Genomic DNA, 15,462 nt, shown 5'->3' with positions numbered 1-15,462 from the left:
GTCCCATCGCGGTCCACTCACCGGTAGCCATCGATGACTTCTGCTTCCCCGGCGCCCCGCGGCGTCTACCTGATCACCCCGGATGAACCCGATACCGCCCGCCTGCTGGCGCGCACCGCGCCGCTGCTCGCCGCCGGCGCCACCTGGCTGCAGTACCGCAACAAGACCGCCAGCGATGCCCTGCGGCGGGAACAGGCCACGGCGCTGCAGGCCTTGTGCGCCGCCCACGGCGTGCCGCTGATCGTCAACGACGACCCGGCGCTTGCCCAGGCCATCGGCGCGGCGGGCGTGCACCTGGGCGGTACCGACGGTGATATCGGCGCCGCACGCAGCCTGCTCGGCCCGGACGCCATCATCGGCGCCTCCTGCTACGACCAGCTGGCCAACGCCGAGCGTGCCGTGGCGGCCGGCGCCAGCTACGTGGCCTTCGGCGCGTTCTTCCCCACCACCACCAAGGTCACCAGCAGCCGCGCCCACCCCGACCTGCTGCGGCAAAGCGCCGCACTGGGCGTGCCGCGGGTGGCGATTGGTGGCCTGAGCCCGGACAATGTCGGTCCCATCATCGATGCCGGCGCCGACCTGCTGGCCGTGGTCAGCGGCATCTACGCCGCGCAGGACCCGGTCGCGACCCAGCGCGCCTACCTCGCCCGATTCGATACGCCGCAGTAATACCCAGGAAACCCCATGAACCACGACCTGTCCCACGCCCTGTTCTCCCGCGCCCAGGAATTGCTGCCCGGCGGCGTCAACTCACCGGTGCGCGCGTTCAAGTCGGTCGGCGGCGAACCCTTCTTCGTCGAACGCGCTGACGGCGCCTACCTGTACGACGTCGACGGCAACCGCTATATCGACTACGTGGGATCGTGGGGCCCGATGATCGTCGGCCACAACCACACCGCCGTACGCCAAGCGGTGAAGAAGGCGATCGACAACGGCCTGTCCTTCGGTGCGCCGTGCGCAGCGGAAGTGACCATGGCCGAGACCATTACCCGGCTGGTGCCGTCGTGCGAGATGGTGCGCATGGTCAACTCCGGTACCGAAGCCACCCTGTCGGCGATCCGCCTGGCGCGCGGTGCCACCGGCCGCAGCTGCATCGTCAAGTTCGAAGGGTGCTACCACGGCCACGGCGACTCGTTCCTGGTCAAGGCCGGCAGCGGCATGCTGACCCTGGGCGTGCCGACCTCGCCCGGCGTGCCGGCCGGCCTGAGCGAACTGACCCTGACCCTGCCCTACAACGACTTTGAGGCGGCCACCGCTCTGTTCGAGGCACGCGGCAGCGAGATCGCCGGCCTGATCATCGAGCCGGTGGTGGGCAACGCCAACTGCATTCCGCCCCGCGAAGGCTACCTGCAGCACCTGCGCGCGCTGTGCACACAGCATGGCGCGCTGCTGATCTTCGACGAAGTGATGACCGGTTTCCGCGTTGCCCTCGGCGGTGCGCAGGCGCACTACGGCATCACTCCGGACCTGACCACCTTCGGCAAGATCATCGGTGGCGGCATGCCGGTGGGCGCCTACGGCGGCCGCCGCGAGCTGATGCAGCAGATCGCACCGGCCGGCCCGATCTACCAGGCCGGCACGCTCAGCGGCAACCCGGTGGCGATGGCCGCCGGCCTGGCCATGCTGGAGCTGATCCAGCAGCCGGGTTTCCACGACGATCTGAGCGCGCGCGCCGCACGCCTGTGCGCGGGCCTGGAAGCCGCCGCCACCGATGCGGGCGTAGCGGTGACCACCACCCAGGTGGGCGCGATGTTCGGGCTGTTCTTCACCACTGAGAAGGTGGAGACCTATGCCCAGGCCACCGCCTGCGACATTCCCGCGTTCAACCGTTTCTTCCACGCGATGCTGGACCAGGGCGTGTTCCTGGCACCGTCGGCGTACGAGGCCGGTTTCCTGTCCAGCGCCCACGATGATGCCGTGATCGAGGCCACGCTGGCAGCGGCACGCGTGGCGTTCAAGGCGGCCAAGGGCTGAACCCCGGCCTGGTAGGCGCCGACCTTGGTCGGCACTGCCTGCCCTCATCCACGCATGGCGTGGATCTACTGGATCGATGTGCTTCATCCACGCATGGCGTGGATCTACTGAGCTGCGTCCCTGGAGTAGAGCCACGCCATGCGTGGCTGCTGCGCACTCAACCGAAGACGAACTTGCCCTTCATCATCGCGAAGTGGCCGGGGAACGAGCAGAAGAAGGTGTAATCGCCGCCCTTCTGCATGCCCTTCGTGGAAAAACGCACGCGGGCAGTCTCACCACCGCCGATCACCTTGGTGTGGGCCAGCACGCGCTTGTCGGCCTTCGGCAGGTAACTGTCGGCCAGGGTCATGCGCATGCCCGCCATCGCCACCGGCTGGTAGTCGGCGGTGCGGGTCAGCACCCAGTTGTGGCCCATCGCGGTGGCGGCCAGCCTGCCGGTGTGGCGCAGGGTCAGGTCGATTTCGCTGCAATCGGCGGCCACCTTGATCTCCCGGCTGCTGAAGCTCATCTGGTCGGTGCTGTCGATGCTCACCGCACATACGCGCGCCATCGCCGATGGCGCCAGCATCAGCGCACCCAGCCCCACCGCTACCATCCAAGCCTTCATCGTCGCGTCTCCTGCAGGTTCGGTGGTCATTCTAGGCAGACACCTAGCCACCCGGCTGCGACCGTGTGTCGCAGTGGTGGTCCAGGGTTTGCGCGGGGATACGGCAATGGCATGCTCGACCGATGCGGATCGATCTTCTCCTGCTCGATGTCGATGGCGTGCTGCTGCACTACCAGCGTGCACAGCGCGTGCTGCATCTGGCGCAGGCGCTGGGTGTGCCGACCGCGCACGTGCAGGCCGCGCTGTACGACAGCGGGCTCGAAGTGGCACACGACAGCGGCACGCTGGATGGCGCGCGCTATCTGGCCCAGCTGGGCGAACGGCTCGGCACAACGGTAACGCTGCAGACATGGATCGCCGCCCGGCACGCGGCCAGCCACCCGCAACACGCCGTGCTGCAACGGCTGCATGCCCTGCAGGCGCCGATGGCGGTGCTGACCAATAATGGTCCCTTGATGACGCAGGCGCTGCCGACGCTGCTGCCGGAGCTGTATCCCATGCTGCACGGCCGGGTGTTCTGCAGCGCGGACTTCGGCCTGCGCAAGCCTGCGCCGGAGGTGTTCCTGCGCACGCTCGCAGCCCTCGACGTGGCACCGGCGCACACGTTGTTCGTCGATGACCTGTTCGTCAACGTGCGCGGTGCACGCGCAGCGGGCCTGCACGCGGAAACCGTGCAGGACGGACGCGGACTGGGGAAGGTACTGAAGCGCTACGGGGTGCGGTAGCGCCGGGCCATGCCCGACTAGCGCAGCGGCAGCAACGGGGTCAGCGCCCTCTCCACAGGAGAGGGGTCCGACCCCGGCGTCGGGAATTCAGCGCGCGGCGACGAACGCGGCAATCGCCGCGCGCAGGCGCTTCAGGCCTTCCGCCACTTCTTCGTCACTGATGTTCAGCGACGGCACGAAGCGCAGCACGTCCGGGCCGGCCTGCAGGGTCAACAGGCCCTGTTCGGCGGCGTGGTCGAGGATGGCACCGGCCTGTCCAGCGAACGCCTTGCTCAGCACCGCGCCCAGCATCAGGCCGCGACCGCGGACTTCGCTGAACACCTTGAACTCATCGTTGATGCGGGCAAAGCCATCGCGCAGCGCCTTCGACTGGCGGCTGACATTGGCCGCGATCTCGGCCGAGGCCAGCTTGCGCAGCGCCACGCGGGCGACGGCCGCGGCCAGCGGATTGCCGCCGAAGGTGGTGCCGTGGGCACCGAACTGCATGGTCTCGGCCACCTTCGGGCCGGCCAGCATCGCGCCGATCGGGAAACCACCACCCAGCGCCTTGGCCAGGGTCACCATGTCCGGCACCACGTCATCCTGCCAATGCGCGAACAAGGTACCGGTACGGCCCATGCCAGCCTGGATCTCGTCCAGCACCAGCAGCGCGTTGTGCTGGTCGCACAGTTCGCGCACGCGCTTGAGGAAACCGGACTTGGCCGGCATCACCCCGCCCTCGCCCTGGATCGGCTCCAGCATCACCGCCGCCACGTCGCCGGCGGCCATCGCCGTTTCCAGCTGCACTTCATCGTTGAAGTCGATGTAGCGGAAGCCACCCGGCAGCGGCTCGTAGCCTTCCTGGTACTTCGGCTGCGCGGTAGCGGTCACCGCGCCCATGGTGCGGCCGTGGAAGCTGCCGCGGAAGGTGATGATCACGCGCTTGTCGGCCGGGCGGCCCTGGCTGGAGGCCCATTTGCGGACCATCTTGATCGCCACTTCGTTGGCTTCGGCGCCGGAGTTGCACAGGAACACGCGCTCGGCGAAGCGGCTGGCCTTCACCAGTTCCTCGGCCAGGTGCAGCGGCGGCGCGCTGTAGAACACGTTGCTGGTGTGCCACAGCTTGCCGGCCTGTTCGACCAGCGCGGCGACCAGGTCCGGGTCGTTGTGGCCCAGGCCACACACGGCAATGCCGGCGGCCAGGTCGATGAACTCACGGCCCTGGCTGTCCCACACGCGGGCGCCCTGGCCTCGCTCCAGCACCACCTGGCGGGGCTTGTACACCGGCAGGTAGTAGTGCGACAGGGAGATCAGCGGATCGGTAGCGGCGGTCATGGCGGTCAGCAGGGTTCAGGAATGCCCATTCTCGCGCTGGAACCCGTGCGGCACAATGCACGCATGCGACCGTTTTCCGCCCCCCAGCTGAACCCCGCCACCGAGACCGGCTGGCGCCGCCGGTGGTTCGACATCATCTACCGCCACGACAGCCGGCCCTCGCGCAATTTCGACCTGCTGCTGGTCTACGCGATCATCGCCAGCGTGCTGGTGGTGATGTTCGACAGCGTGCAGCGCTTCCACATCGCCCATGCCGACTGGCTGTACGTGCTGGAATGGGGCTTCACTGTGCTGTTCACCGCCGAATACGTGCTGCGCCTGGTGGTGGTCAAGCGCCCGCTGCGCTACGCGGTGAGCATCTGGGGCATCATCGACCTGGCCTCGATCCTGCCGACCTACCTGTCGCTGTTCATTCCCGGTGCGCAGAGCCTGCTGGTGGTGCGCGCACTGCGCATCCTGCGCGTGTTCCGCATCCTCAAGCTGACCCGCTACATCGAAGAAAGCGGCGTGCTGATGCAGTCGCTGTGGCGCAGCCGGCGCAAGATCCTGCTGTTCCTGTTCACGGTGGTCACCATCACCATCATCGCCGGCACGCTGATGTACGTGATCGAGGGACCGAACCACGGCTTCACCAGCATTCCCAGCAGCATGTACTGGGCGGTGGTAACGATGGCCACGGTCGGCTTCGGCGACATCGTGCCGCAGACCGTGCTCGGCCGCTTCGTCACCTCAGTGCTGATCCTGATCGGTTACAGCATCATCGCCGTGCCCACCGGCATCTACACCGCCGAACTGGCCAGCACCATGCGCGATGCCGAGCTGGCCGCGCGCCGCGATGCCCGTGGCTGCCCGCACTGCGGGCTGGAAGGCCACGAGCCGGATGCGCGGCACTGCCGCAAGTGTGGCGGACCGCTGCCGGATACGTTCAGCCACTGAGGGTGAGCCCGGCCGACGGCCGGTACCACCGTAGGCACAGTAGATCCACGCCATGCGTGGATGAAGCCCCACCGAAGCCAGCACAGTAGATCCACGCCATGCGTGGATGCTTCTGGCTCAATCCAGGAACAGATCCGGCAGCAACGGACGCGACGCATCCACCGCATACCCGGAAAGATCGGTCACGCCAGCTTCGGCCAGCACCTCGTCATCGATCAGGAAACGGCCGTGGAAACCGGCCGCCTCGCGCACCAGCACCGCGTGTGCCGCGTCGGCCATGATCTGCGGCGTGCGGCAGCCACCGACGTCCACGCCGGGAATCATGTTGATCGCATCGGTCGCAATGACCGTGCGCGGCCACAGCGCATTGACCGCCACGCCCTGCGGACCGAACTCGGCGGCCAGGCCGAGGGTGACAAAACTCATGCCCATCTTCGCCAGCGTGTAGCCGGTATGCGCGCCCCACCACTTGGGCTCGAGGCTCGGCGGCGGCGCGAGGGTCAGGATATGCGGGTTCGGCGCCTGCAGCAGGTACGGCAGGCAGGCCTGCGCGCACAGGAAGCTGCCGCGCGAATTGACCTGCTGCATCAGGTCGAAGCGCTTCATCGGCGTGTCCAGGGTGCCGCGCAACCAGATGGCGCTGGCGTTGTTGACCAGGATGTCGATGCCACCGAACGTGTCCACGGCGGCAGCAACGGCCGCCTGCACCTGGTCTTCTTCGCGGATGTCGCACTTCAGCGCAAGGCCCTGGCCACCGGCTGCAGTGACGGCCTCGGCAGCACTGTGGATGGTACCCGGCAGCTTCGGATTGGGCACCGACGACTTGGCGGCAATGGCGACGTTGGCGCCGTCGCGCGCGGCGCGCAACGCGATCGCCAGGCCGATGCCACGCGAGGCACCGGTGATGAAAAGGGTTTTGCCCTGCAGACTGCCCACGTTCCACACTCCAGCGTATGCAATGAGCCGCTAGTATGCCGCGCCGACGCGGAGTTCACCGCACGTTGACGATACTGGCGCCCCGGTCACTGCACGAGGTCCATGCCATGCGCTGTTCCCGCCTGTTGTTGCCTGCCCTGGGCCTGGCCCTGCTCACCGCCTGCCAGGGCCGCTCGCCCGAACCCGGCAGCGCGCCGGCCAAGGATGACGCCGCCAGCGTCGACAAGGCCACCGGTGATGGCAAGCTGCGCTGGAGCGAGGCCGTTGTCTGGGATGGTGACCTCAACGCCTGCCGCCAGGGCGACAGCGCGGCCACCCGCGATTGCCTGCGCGATGCGATGCAGTCCGGTGGGGCCAGTGCCGATGCGGTCACTGCGGCCGAGCAGCTGTCCACCGGTGGCGAACTGGCCTACGTGACCGCCTGGCATGAACACGACGGCCTGGGCGTGGCCACCGTCGAGTATCCGTTCCGCGCCAATACCAATGAAGGCACGCGCCTGGTCGATGCCGCAGGCAAGCGTATCGACGTGGATGCGGTGCAGCTGGACGACACGCTGCGCGCCGATCCCGGCGTGCAGGAGGTGCTCAAGGCGCATCCGCAGGCCACGCCGTTCGCGCCGGCGCAGGCCGCGGGTACCGCGGCGCTGGATGGGGGCGGCATCCGCCTGCTGTACCGCACGCCGCTGCGCGACTGCCATGCGTGCCCGGACGTGGGCCAGCTGCAGATCGGCTATGACTTCGATGGCAAGCGCAACTTCATCGGCCAGCAGGTGGTGCCGGTGACGCCGTAGGGGTTTGCCGCGCCATGCGGCAACGCGCATCCACGCATGGCGTGGATCTACTGATATCCGCGCACCTGCTTGCTCAGCAGGTGCGGCGCGATCCATCGATGCACCGGTGCCACCGGCAGCATGTACAGGCGGCCGAACGCGTTGTGGGTGTGCACCACCGTCGCCACTTCCAACATATCGCCGTGCCATTGCAGCGCCAGCTGCACGCGCAGATGGCGGTCGTTGTCTTCCAGCACGATGGCATCCTTGTCCAGCGCCTGCAGGGTGAAGATGCCGAGGCGTTGCCCGGGCTGCGGATCAGCGGTCTGCTGCACCACGCGCAGCGAGCCGAGATCCTTCATGCCCAGCAGCCGCATGCCTCTGTTGCGCAGCGCCATCAGTCCATCGAACCAGCCGGGCACCGTCGCTGCCATATCGCGGTAGGCCTGCAGTGCCGAGCGTCCGTTGCGTGGCGCCGCCGCCTGGCAGGCATGGACGAAATCGGCGCCCGGCAGTTGCGAACGCAGCACGCTGCCTTCGCTCAGAAGTGCGCTCATGGCTTGGGGCCCTGCCCTTCGTTGTCTTCCCAATGCAGGATGCGGCGGGTGACGAAGCGGTAGACCGGCTTGCCGGTGGCGAACCAGAGATCGCGCACCCACGAGGTGCGCTTGAGCACGCGCTTCTCCACCGGCGTCAGCGACTCCCGGCAGTACATGCGCTTGTGCTTGAGCAGGTGGCGCAGGTCTTCGCGCGCCAGCAAGCGCATCCAGCGCGAGCGCGGGTCGCCGATCACCGCCAGCTGGAAGTCGATCAGGGCCGGGCGACCGTCCTCGGTCACCAGCCAGTTGGCTTCCTTGGCCAGGTCGTTGTGGACCACACCGCGCCGATGCAGCTGCTGCAGCAGGCGGCGTGCGGCGCGGAACCAGGCCACGTCGCCGCGCGGCGGGCGCTGGTACATCGCATCGCCAGCCATGAAGCTGCGGTCGAGATGACGACCATTCCAGTCCAGCAGTTGCGGCACGTCGGCCATGCCGTGGATGTGCTTCAGCGCGCGCGCTTCGCGCCGCGCCAACCACCATGCAGGCAACCGCAGCCACAGCGGCGTGGCACCCAGATCGCGGCGCACGAAGGGGCCTTCTGGGCCCTGCACGAGGAGGATCCGGCCAAAGCTGTCGGCCTTCAGTGCATGCGTTGGCGCGTCGTTGGATACAGGCATGGCGACATTCTAGGCGATGGCGCCGGTTGCAAACGGTCACCAAGCGGCTGGGAACCAGTCACCTTCACGCCCCTATAATCGGGAAATGGACTCTTCATGGATCGACGCCACCCTCGCGTGGATTGCCGCTCATCCCGTGTTGGCGGGTGCGGTCATCTTTCTGATCGCCTTCTGCGATGCGGTCATCATTCTTGGCGCCATCGTGCCGGCGCTGCCGTTGCTGTTCGCCGTTGGCGTGTTCATCGGCCTGGGCCAGATCTCCGGGCCGTATGCGGTTGCAGCCGCAGCGCTGGGTGCGTTCGCCGGTGATGGCATCAGCTACTGGATAGGCCGGCGCTGGGGCGACCGCCTGCGTGGCGTCTGGCCGTTCAGCCGCTACCCGCAGCTGCTTGACCGGGGCGAGAACCTGTTCCGCCGCAATGCGTTCAAGAGCATCCTGATCGCCCGCTATGTCGGTGCCATCCGGCCATTCGTGCCCGCCATCGCCGGCATGATGAAAATGCCCGCGAGCCGTTATGTACAGGCCAGTGGCATCGCCAGTATTTCCTGGGCTGTGCTGTTCCTGGCCCCGGGCTGGATCCTCGGCGAGGCCTATGACACCGTCGCTGCGGTTGCCGGCCGGCTGGTCGTGGTGGCGGGCCTGCTGGCGGTGATCCTCAGCCTGGTCTGGGCCATCGTGCTGTACGGCTATCGCTGGTCGGCCGCACGCATGGACAACTGGCTGGCCCGCCTGCTCGACTGGTCCAACCGCCACCCGACACTCGGCCGCTACACCGTCGGGGTGCTCGATCCGAAGCGCCGCGAGTCGGTACCGCTGGCGATGCTGGCGCTGATGCTGCTGCTGTTGGGCTGGGGCTGGTTCGCGCTGTTGACCGTGGTGGTCGCCCATGGCGAACCCCTGGCAGTGGATCTGCTGGTGCACCAGGCAATGCTGGCCCTGCGCAATCCGCTGGCCGATTACCCGATGGCCGCGTTGGCGTCGCTGGGCGCATGGCAGGTGCTGCTGCCGGCAACCGCTGCAGCGATGGGCTACCTGGTCTGGCGCCGGCGCTGGATGGCGGCTGCACATTGGCTGGCCGCATTGGCCTTCGGCCTGGCCCTGACCAAACTGCTCGGCGCCACCGTCGATGTGGTGCGCCCGATCGATGCCAGCAGCGGCTTTGGCTTCCCGTCGGTGTCGGTGACCATGGCCACAATCACCTTCGGCTTCTTCGCGGTGCTGATCGCCCGCGAAATGCCCGGCCGCACCCGCGTCTGGCCGTACCTGGTATCGGGCATCGTGGTCAGCCTGATCGGCTTCTCGCGCTTGTACCTGGGCGCGCACTGGCTGAGCGACGTCATCGGCGGCATGTTGTTCGGCACCTTCTGGCTGCTGGTGCTGGGCATCGCCTACCGCCGCCGCTTCAACCGCTCGTTCTGGGTCAAACCGGTGGCATGGCTGTTCTACGGCGTCTTCGCGGTGGCGGCAATGTGGTACGCACCGCGCAACATCGCCATCAAGCTGGAACGCTTCGAGCCGACCCTTCCGGCGCCGCTGGCGATGGACGCGCAGGCCTGGTGGCAGCAGGACTGGGCGAAGCTGCCGGCACGCCGCAACGAATTCGACGATGACCAGCGCTGGCCGCTGGACGTGCAGGTGGCCGGTCCATTGGCGCCGCTGCAGGCGCAGCTGGAAGCGCGCGGCTGGCAGGTGCAGGCCCAGGCCGGCTGGCAGGAAGCACTGCTGATGCTGGACAAGAACACCGGCGCCGATGAACTGCCGGTGCTGCCGGCGACGCTGGATACGCGCGTCGAAGCACTGCTGATGGTGCGCCAGGGCGCGCAGGCCGATGAGCGCTACGTGCTGCGATTGTGGCAGGCGCCGGCGCAGCTGCAGCCGGGCGACACGCCGTTGTGGCTGGGCAGCGCGCAGACCCTGCGCTACGAGCGTCACTTCCAGTGGATCGGCATGTGGCACCCCGTGCGTGGGATCGATCCGGCGTTGAACGCCGTGAAGGAAGCGGTGCAGACGCTGCCTCAGCAGGAAGCCGTGCACCCGGAGACCGGCCTGCCGGTACTGCGGTTGAAGACCGCCACGCCGTAACGAACCCGCCGGGCATGGCCCGGCGCGACTGCTCCGCCTGGTAGTCGCCAACCTTGGTTGACGCTTTCGGAAAAGGCTGCCAACCAAGGTTGGCATCTACCGACGACGCCGGGCCATGCCCGGCGACCACAGCGGCCGGGTTTTACGGCATCCAGCCCAGCAGTTGCTGCAGGCGCTGGTGCGGGTCGTCCAGCTGCAGCAGCTGCAAGCGCTGCTGCTCGCTCAGCGGCAGCAGCTCGGCCAGCCGCCAGCTGACCCAGCTGGCCTGATCCATCAATGCCGGCGTAGCCGGTGCGAACGCCGTGCCCGCCTGCTCGATGATGTGGTCCAGTACCGTCGCCAGCAGCGCATGCTGCGGACGCAGTTCGTCATCGGGATCCTCATCGCACCAGCGCACATCGGCAACCACCAGCCCGTTGTCGCGCACGCGCGTGCGCTCGACGTGGAAACGGCGGGTACCGCGCAGTCGCAGCTGCAGCACGCCATCGGCACCGACATCGAAGTCCTCGATCTTCACCTGCACGCCAAAGGCGGCCGGCGTTGCCGGTGCCCCCACTTCGTGCCCTTCCAGGATCAGGCAGACACCGAAACCTTCGCCGCTGCGGCCGGTTTCGCGGACCAGATCCAGGTAGCGTGGCTCGAACACGCGCAGGCCGATGGCCGCGCCCGGAAGCAGCGTCGTATGCAGGGGGAACAGCGGCAGCGAACCCTCGCCGCTCATCGTGCCTGCAGTCCTGCAAGGAAGCGACGCGGCGCGCCGTCGAAGCCACCGTTGGACATGAACACCACATGGTCGCCGCTGCGCACGTCGGACTGCAGCTGCGCCAACAACGCATCGGTATCGGCCACCGCATGTGCCTGTCCACGCACTGCCGCGATCACCGCTGCCGCATCCCATGCCAGCTCCGGGCGGTGCAGGAACACCACCTCGTCGGCCAGCGCCAACGACGGTGCCAACGCTTGTGCGTGAGCGCCCAACCGCATCGAATTGCTGCGCGGCTCCATCGCCACCACGATGCGGGCATCACCGACCCTGGCACGCAGACCTTCGAGGGTGGTCGCAATCGCGGTCGGGTGATGGGCGAAGTCGTCGTAGACGGTGATGCCATCGTGGTTGCCGATCACTTCCATGCGCCGCTTGACGCTGCGGAAGCGCGCCAACGCCGGGATCACCTCGGCCGGCGCAACACCCACTGCGTGCGCAGCGGCCAGTGCAGCCAGGCCATTGAGCACATTGTGCCGGCCCAGCAGCGACCAGTGCACATCGCCCAGCGCCTGCCCGCGATGATGGACGCGGAACGCGCTGCCATCGGCGGCCAGCAGCTCGGCATGCCATTCCAGCGCGGGGTCGAAGCCGAAGCGTTCGACCGGGGTCCAGCAGCCCATCGCCAGCACTTCGGCCAGGTGCGCGTCTTCGCCATTGACGATCAGGCGGCCGCGCGCCGGCACGGTACGCACCAGGTGGTGGAACTGGCGCTGGATCGCCGCCACGTCGGGGAAGATGTCGGCGTGGTCGTATTCAAGGTTGTTGAGGATCGCCACCAGCGGCCGGTAGTGCACGAACTTGCTGCGCTTGTCGAAGAACGCGGTGTCGTACTCGTCGGCTTCGACAACGAACTCGCGGCCCTGGCCCAAGCGGGCGGACACGCCGAAGTCCTCGGCCACGCCGCCGATCAGGAAGCCGGGGGAGCGACCGGCATTCTCCAGCAGCCAGGTCAGGATGGTGGTGGTGGTGGTCTTGCCATGGGTACCGGCCACGGCCAGGGTGTCACGGCCCGGCAGGACCTGCTCGGACAGCCACTGGGCGCCGGAAATGTAGCGCTGGCCGGCGTCCAGGACGGCTTCGACGGCAGGATTGCCGCGCGACAGCGCGTTGCCGATCACCACCTGCCCGGTGCCCTCCGGCACGCTGTCGGCGCGGTAGCCCTGGTCCAGAGTGATGCCCAGCTGCTCGAGCTGGGTCGACATCGGCGGATAGATGGCCTGGTCGCTGCCACTGACCGTATGGCCCAGTTCCCGCGCCAGGGCGGCCACGCCACCCATGAAGGTGCCGGCGATTGCAAGGATATGTACGCTGCTCATGACCGGGGATTGTGACCGATCACGGCTGTATAGGGCCATTGTCAGCACCGGGGTAAGAGAACCCCTACAGCTGCTGTGAGAAAACTCCAGCCACATGTCAGGGAATTCCTGATAGCGATGTTCTGTGAACCCGGACACAATTCAGGATGCCAGCCGCAGTACCCGAACCGGTCCTACTCCCCAAGAGGCCATCCCCAAGGGAGCTCATGCTGTGGGGGCCCTGAGCAAGCCCTTTGCTGGCACCTATGAAACGAAACAGGCCTGATCCTCGCGGATCAGGCCCGTTTTTTTTGCGCCTGCGGTGGCCGGCATCAACCGGCCACACGAGGGTCAGCGCTTGATCGCCGCCAGGATGCGGGCTTCGATCTCGTCCAGTTCGCCGACGCCATCGACGCGGGCCAGGGTGCCCCGGCCGGAGTAGAAGTCCACCACCGGAGCAGTCTGCTCGGTGTAGACCTGCAGGCGCTTGCGCACCGATTCCGGATTGTCGTCAGCGCGGCCCTGCTCCTGCGCACGGCCGGCGATGCGCTCGACCAGCAGCTCGGTGGCCACGTCCAGCTGCACCACGGCATCCAGCGGCTGGCCGATCTCGGCCAGCATGCCGTCCAGCGCGTTGGCCTGGGCCACATTGCGCGGATAGCCGTCAAGGATGAAGCCCTTGGCGACATCGGCCTGGGCCAGGCGCGACTTCAGCATGCCCAGCAGGATCTCATCGGACACCAGGTTGCCGGCATCCATCACCGACTTGGCCTGCTTGCCCAGCTCCGAGCCGGCGGCAATTTCAGCGCGCAGCATGTCGCCAGTGGAAATGTGGGCGATCTCGAGCTTTTCCTTCAGGCGCGTCGCCTGTGTCCCCTTGCCCGAACCGGGCGGTCCCAACAGAACCAATCGCATTGACCTGACTCCAACGTGTTGAAAATAAAGAAGGTTCGCGCCCCGGACGGTCCGGTATCGCTGCACCGCAATAGCGCCACTTTAGCGCATCCGGGTAATGTCCCTGCAATGTCCCCTCCCCCGAACAGGTAGAAGCATGCGCAATGGCACCCTCCTTTACGCCCAGTCCGGCGGCGTCACCGCCGTCATCAACGCCACTGCCGCGGCGGTGATCGAACAGGCCCGCGCCAAGGGAATCAAGGTCCTGGCTGCGCGCAACGGCATCCTCGGCGCCCTGCGCGAGGAGCTGATCGACACCAGCAAGGAGAGTGCTGCAGCCATCCGCGCCCTGGCCCACACCCCCGGCGGCGCGTTCGGCTCGTGCCGGGTCAAGCTGAAATCGCTGGAGGCCGACCGTGCACGTTACGACCGCCTGCTGGAGGTCCTGCGCGCCCATGACGTGCGCTGGTTCCTCTACAACGGCGGCAACGACTCGGCCGATACCGCACTGAAGGTGTCGCAGCTGGCAAAAAGCTCCGGCTACGACCTGACCTGCATCGGCGTGCCCAAGACCATCGACAACGACCTGGCGGTGACCGACACCTGCCCCGGCTTCGGCTCGGCGGCCAAGTACACGGCCGTGTCCGTGCGCGAAGCGGCGTTGGACGTGGCGGCGATGGCCGAGACCTCCACCCGCGTCTTCATCTACGAGGCGATGGGCCGCCACGCCGGCTGGCTGGCCGCGGCCGCCGGCCTGGCCGGCACCGGCGAGGACGACGCCCCGCACATCATCCTGCTGCCCGAGCGCGCCTATGACGAGGCCGCGTTCCTGGCCAAGGTCAAGGCCGTGGTCGCGCGCGTGGGCTACTGCGTGGTGGTGGCGTCGGAAGGCATCGCCACCGCCGATGGCCGCTTCGTCGCCGACGCCGGCGGCGGCAAGGACTCCTTCGGCCATTCGCAGCTGGGCGGCGTGGCCGCGCATCTGGCCGGGAGGGTCAAGGACCAGCTGGGGCTGAAGGTGCACTGGGCCCTGCCCGACTACCTGCAGCGATCGGCCCGCCACCTGGCCAGCAAAACCGACTGGGAACAGGCCCAGGCGGTGGGCAAAGCCGCCGTGCAGCTGGCGCTGAAGGGCCAGAACGGGGTGATGCCGGTGATCGTACGCAGCAGTGATGCACCGTATCGCTGGAAGATCGAAGCCGCACCGCTGTCGAAGATCGCCAACCACGAGAAGAAGATGCCGGCCAGCTTCATCCGTCGCGATGGCTTCGGCATCACGGCCAAGGCGCGCGCCTACCTGCAGCCGTTGATCAAGGGCGAAGCACCGTTGCCGTACGGTAGCGATGGCCTGCCGAAGTACGTGACGCTGAAGAACGTGGCGGTGAAGCAGAAGCTGCCAGCGTTCGAAGGCTGAAGCCGTAAAGGGGACGGAGGGGATTAAGTCGTATACGCCCTTCCGTCACCTCCACCAGTGTCAGCGGCGGGTCGGATACGACTTAATCCCCTCCGTCCCCTTTTTGCGAGGAATGCCATGGCGTTGCGTGTTGTTCGACTTGGCTCTCCGCGTGCGCCCGGTGAAGGCCTGCGCATCGGCACTGTGCGGCGCCCGCCGCGCGGTGTGCCGCGCAGCGAATTTGCCCGGCAGGACTGGTACGACGTGTGGTTCCCGACGCTGTCACCCAGCGCCGAGCTGGTGAAACAGGCGCATGAGGCGAAGAGCGCTGCCGATTGGAATGCGTTCTTCCGCCACTACAAAGCCGAGATGAAGGCGCCTGATGCGGCGCATGCGCTGAATCTGCTGGCCGCACTATCGCAGCACAGCGATATCGCGGTGGGCTGCTATTGCGAGGACGAGGCGCAGTGCCACAGATCGGCACTGCGCGAGCTGCTGGTGGCGCGTGGAGCGAGGCTTGCGGATTGATCGCGGGGTTGCCGGCCAGCGGCCG

At 67.4% G+C, this 15,462-nt stretch carries 16 protein-coding genes; 8 read left to right on the top strand and 8 right to left on the bottom strand.

Annotated elements, in window-relative coordinates; genetic code table 11:
• The first annotated feature begins 33 nt into the window (after positions 1-33).
• Together thiE and hemL are read left to right on the top strand one after the other, a co-directional pair.
• On the top strand, positions 34-669 hold the full coding sequence (gene thiE / locus AC07UW_RS06810) for a thiamine phosphate synthase (RefSeq protein WP_313249875.1): 636 nt from the start codon (positions 34-36) through the stop codon (positions 667-669).
• A gap of 15 nt (positions 670-684) precedes the next feature.
• Complete coding sequence (hemL, locus tag AC07UW_RS06805) at positions 685-1,974, top strand: glutamate-1-semialdehyde 2,1-aminomutase (RefSeq protein ID WP_495211700.1); 1,290 nt, start codon at positions 685-687, stop codon at positions 1,972-1,974.
• Positions 1,975-2,131: 157 nt separating this feature from the next.
• Here hemL and azu read toward each other — a convergent pair whose 3' ends face one another.
• The gene (azu, locus tag AC07UW_RS06800; RefSeq protein ID WP_033831930.1) at positions 2,132-2,581 is read right to left on the bottom strand and encodes an azurin; all 450 of its coding nucleotides are present in this window, start codon (positions 2,579-2,581) and stop codon (positions 2,132-2,134) included.
• 122 nt (positions 2,582-2,703) lie between these two features.
• Here azu and AC07UW_RS06795 point away from each other — a divergent pair, with 122 nt between their 5' ends.
• Complete coding sequence (locus AC07UW_RS06795; RefSeq protein ID WP_495211699.1) at positions 2,704-3,306, top strand: HAD-IA family hydrolase; 603 nt, start codon at positions 2,704-2,706, stop codon at positions 3,304-3,306.
• A gap of 87 nt (positions 3,307-3,393) precedes the next feature.
• Here AC07UW_RS06795 and AC07UW_RS06790 read toward each other — a convergent pair whose 3' ends face one another.
• Positions 3,394-4,620 (bottom strand): acetylornithine transaminase, encoded by a 1,227-nt coding sequence (locus AC07UW_RS06790; protein WP_495211698.1) that lies wholly within the window; start codon positions 4,618-4,620, stop codon positions 3,394-3,396.
• Between the two features lie 63 nt (positions 4,621-4,683).
• On the opposite strand from AC07UW_RS06790, the gene AC07UW_RS06785 reads away from it, so the two are divergent.
• Positions 4,684-5,556, top strand: a complete 873-nt coding sequence (locus AC07UW_RS06785; RefSeq protein ID WP_108266329.1) for an ion transporter — start codon at positions 4,684-4,686, stop codon at positions 5,554-5,556.
• Positions 5,557-5,673: 117 nt separating this feature from the next.
• Here the strand turns inward: AC07UW_RS06785 and AC07UW_RS06780 are convergent, their stop codons facing one another.
• Positions 5,674-6,492 carry an SDR family oxidoreductase gene (locus AC07UW_RS06780; RefSeq protein ID WP_059065008.1) on the bottom strand — a complete coding sequence of 273 codons (819 nt, stop codon included), beginning with the start codon at positions 6,490-6,492 and terminating at the stop codon, positions 5,674-5,676.
• A 107-nt stretch (positions 6,493-6,599) separates the two neighbouring features.
• Here AC07UW_RS06780 and AC07UW_RS06775 point away from each other — a divergent pair, with 107 nt between their 5' ends.
• Positions 6,600-7,283: a hypothetical protein gene (locus tag AC07UW_RS06775; RefSeq protein WP_495211697.1), complete on the top strand. Its 684-nt coding sequence runs from the start codon at positions 6,600-6,602 to the stop codon at positions 7,281-7,283.
• A gap of 47 nt (positions 7,284-7,330) precedes the next feature.
• On the opposite strand, the gene AC07UW_RS06770 is transcribed toward AC07UW_RS06775, so the two are convergent.
• A complete protein-coding gene (locus AC07UW_RS06770) occupies positions 7,331-7,819 on the bottom strand; it encodes a DUF2867 domain-containing protein (RefSeq protein ID WP_363731800.1) in 489 nt (162 codons plus the stop codon).
• Complete coding sequence (locus AC07UW_RS06765) at positions 7,816-8,478, bottom strand: serine/threonine-protein kinase (protein ID WP_223496428.1); 663 nt, start codon at positions 8,476-8,478, stop codon at positions 7,816-7,818. Before AC07UW_RS06765 ends, AC07UW_RS06770 begins: the two co-directional genes overlap by 4 nt.
• Positions 8,479-8,563: 85 nt before the next feature.
• Between AC07UW_RS06765 and AC07UW_RS06760 the strand changes: the two genes are divergently transcribed.
• Positions 8,564-10,561, top strand: coding sequence for a bifunctional DedA family/phosphatase PAP2 family protein (locus tag AC07UW_RS06760; protein WP_495211696.1), 1,998 nt, complete (start codon positions 8,564-8,566; stop codon positions 10,559-10,561).
• A 142-nt stretch (positions 10,562-10,703) separates the two neighbouring features.
• Here the strand turns inward: AC07UW_RS06760 and AC07UW_RS06755 are convergent, their stop codons facing one another.
• From AC07UW_RS06755 to AC07UW_RS06745, 3 genes are all read right to left on the bottom strand, one after another.
• Positions 10,704-11,282: an LON peptidase substrate-binding domain-containing protein gene (locus tag AC07UW_RS06755; RefSeq protein ID WP_099821613.1), complete on the bottom strand. Its 579-nt coding sequence runs from the start codon at positions 11,280-11,282 to the stop codon at positions 10,704-10,706.
• Positions 11,279-12,643 carry a UDP-N-acetylmuramate:L-alanyl-gamma-D-glutamyl-meso-diaminopimelate ligase gene (gene mpl, locus AC07UW_RS06750; RefSeq protein WP_495211695.1) on the bottom strand — a complete coding sequence of 455 codons (1,365 nt, stop codon included), beginning with the start codon at positions 12,641-12,643 and terminating at the stop codon, positions 11,279-11,281. Before mpl ends, AC07UW_RS06755 begins: the two co-directional genes overlap by 4 nt.
• Positions 12,644-12,973: 330 nt before the next feature.
• Positions 12,974-13,537 carry an adenylate kinase gene (locus AC07UW_RS06745; RefSeq protein ID WP_495211694.1) on the bottom strand — a complete coding sequence of 188 codons (564 nt, stop codon included), beginning with the start codon at positions 13,535-13,537 and terminating at the stop codon, positions 12,974-12,976.
• Positions 13,538-13,673: 136 nt separating this feature from the next.
• On the opposite strand from AC07UW_RS06745, the gene AC07UW_RS06740 reads away from it, so the two are divergent.
• Both AC07UW_RS06740 and AC07UW_RS06735 read left to right on the top strand, forming a co-directional pair.
• Positions 13,674-14,930, top strand: a complete 1,257-nt coding sequence (locus AC07UW_RS06740; RefSeq protein ID WP_025874176.1) for a 6-phosphofructokinase — start codon at positions 13,674-13,676, stop codon at positions 14,928-14,930.
• Between the two features lie 117 nt (positions 14,931-15,047).
• Positions 15,048-15,437: a DUF488 domain-containing protein gene (locus tag AC07UW_RS06735; RefSeq protein WP_495211693.1), complete on the top strand. Its 390-nt coding sequence runs from the start codon at positions 15,048-15,050 to the stop codon at positions 15,435-15,437.
• Positions 15,438-15,462: the final 25 nt, after the last annotated feature.

Source organism: Stenotrophomonas sp. GW821-FHT02D01, from assembly GCF_059421765.1.
This window is presented reverse-complemented; position numbering and strand designations above follow the sequence as displayed.

What these genes read in the sequence shown, in the direction of transcription:
- thiE (WP_313249875.1), top strand. Translation starts at nt 34, where the DNA reads ATGACTTCTGCTTCCCCGGCGCCCCGCGGCGTCTACCTGATCACCCCG.
- hemL (WP_495211700.1), top strand. Translation starts at nt 685, where the DNA reads ATGAACCACGACCTGTCCCACGCCCTGTTCTCCCGCGCCCAGGAATTG.
- azu (WP_033831930.1), bottom strand. Translation starts at nt 2,581, where the DNA reads ATGAAGGCTTGGATGGTAGCGGTGGGGCTGGGTGCGCTGATGCTGGCG.
- AC07UW_RS06795 (WP_495211699.1), top strand. Translation starts at nt 2,704, where the DNA reads ATGCGGATCGATCTTCTCCTGCTCGATGTCGATGGCGTGCTGCTGCAC.
- AC07UW_RS06790 (WP_495211698.1), bottom strand. Translation starts at nt 4,620, where the DNA reads ATGACCGCCGCTACCGATCCGCTGATCTCCCTGTCGCACTACTACCTG.
- AC07UW_RS06785 (WP_108266329.1), top strand. Translation starts at nt 4,684, where the DNA reads ATGCGACCGTTTTCCGCCCCCCAGCTGAACCCCGCCACCGAGACCGGC.
- AC07UW_RS06775 (WP_495211697.1), top strand. Translation starts at nt 6,600, where the DNA reads ATGCGCTGTTCCCGCCTGTTGTTGCCTGCCCTGGGCCTGGCCCTGCTC.
- AC07UW_RS06770 (WP_363731800.1), bottom strand. Translation starts at nt 7,819, where the DNA reads ATGAGCGCACTTCTGAGCGAAGGCAGCGTGCTGCGTTCGCAACTGCCG.
- AC07UW_RS06765 (WP_223496428.1), bottom strand. Translation starts at nt 8,478, where the DNA reads ATGCCTGTATCCAACGACGCGCCAACGCATGCACTGAAGGCCGACAGC.
- AC07UW_RS06760 (WP_495211696.1), top strand. Translation starts at nt 8,564, where the DNA reads ATGGACTCTTCATGGATCGACGCCACCCTCGCGTGGATTGCCGCTCAT.
- AC07UW_RS06755 (WP_099821613.1), bottom strand. Translation starts at nt 11,282, where the DNA reads ATGAGCGGCGAGGGTTCGCTGCCGCTGTTCCCCCTGCATACGACGCTG.
- mpl (WP_495211695.1), bottom strand. Translation starts at nt 12,643, where the DNA reads ATGAGCAGCGTACATATCCTTGCAATCGCCGGCACCTTCATGGGTGGC.
- AC07UW_RS06745 (WP_495211694.1), bottom strand. Translation starts at nt 13,537, where the DNA reads ATGCGATTGGTTCTGTTGGGACCGCCCGGTTCGGGCAAGGGGACACAG.
- AC07UW_RS06740 (WP_025874176.1), top strand. Translation starts at nt 13,674, where the DNA reads ATGCGCAATGGCACCCTCCTTTACGCCCAGTCCGGCGGCGTCACCGCC.
- AC07UW_RS06735 (WP_495211693.1), top strand. Translation starts at nt 15,048, where the DNA reads ATGGCGTTGCGTGTTGTTCGACTTGGCTCTCCGCGTGCGCCCGGTGAA.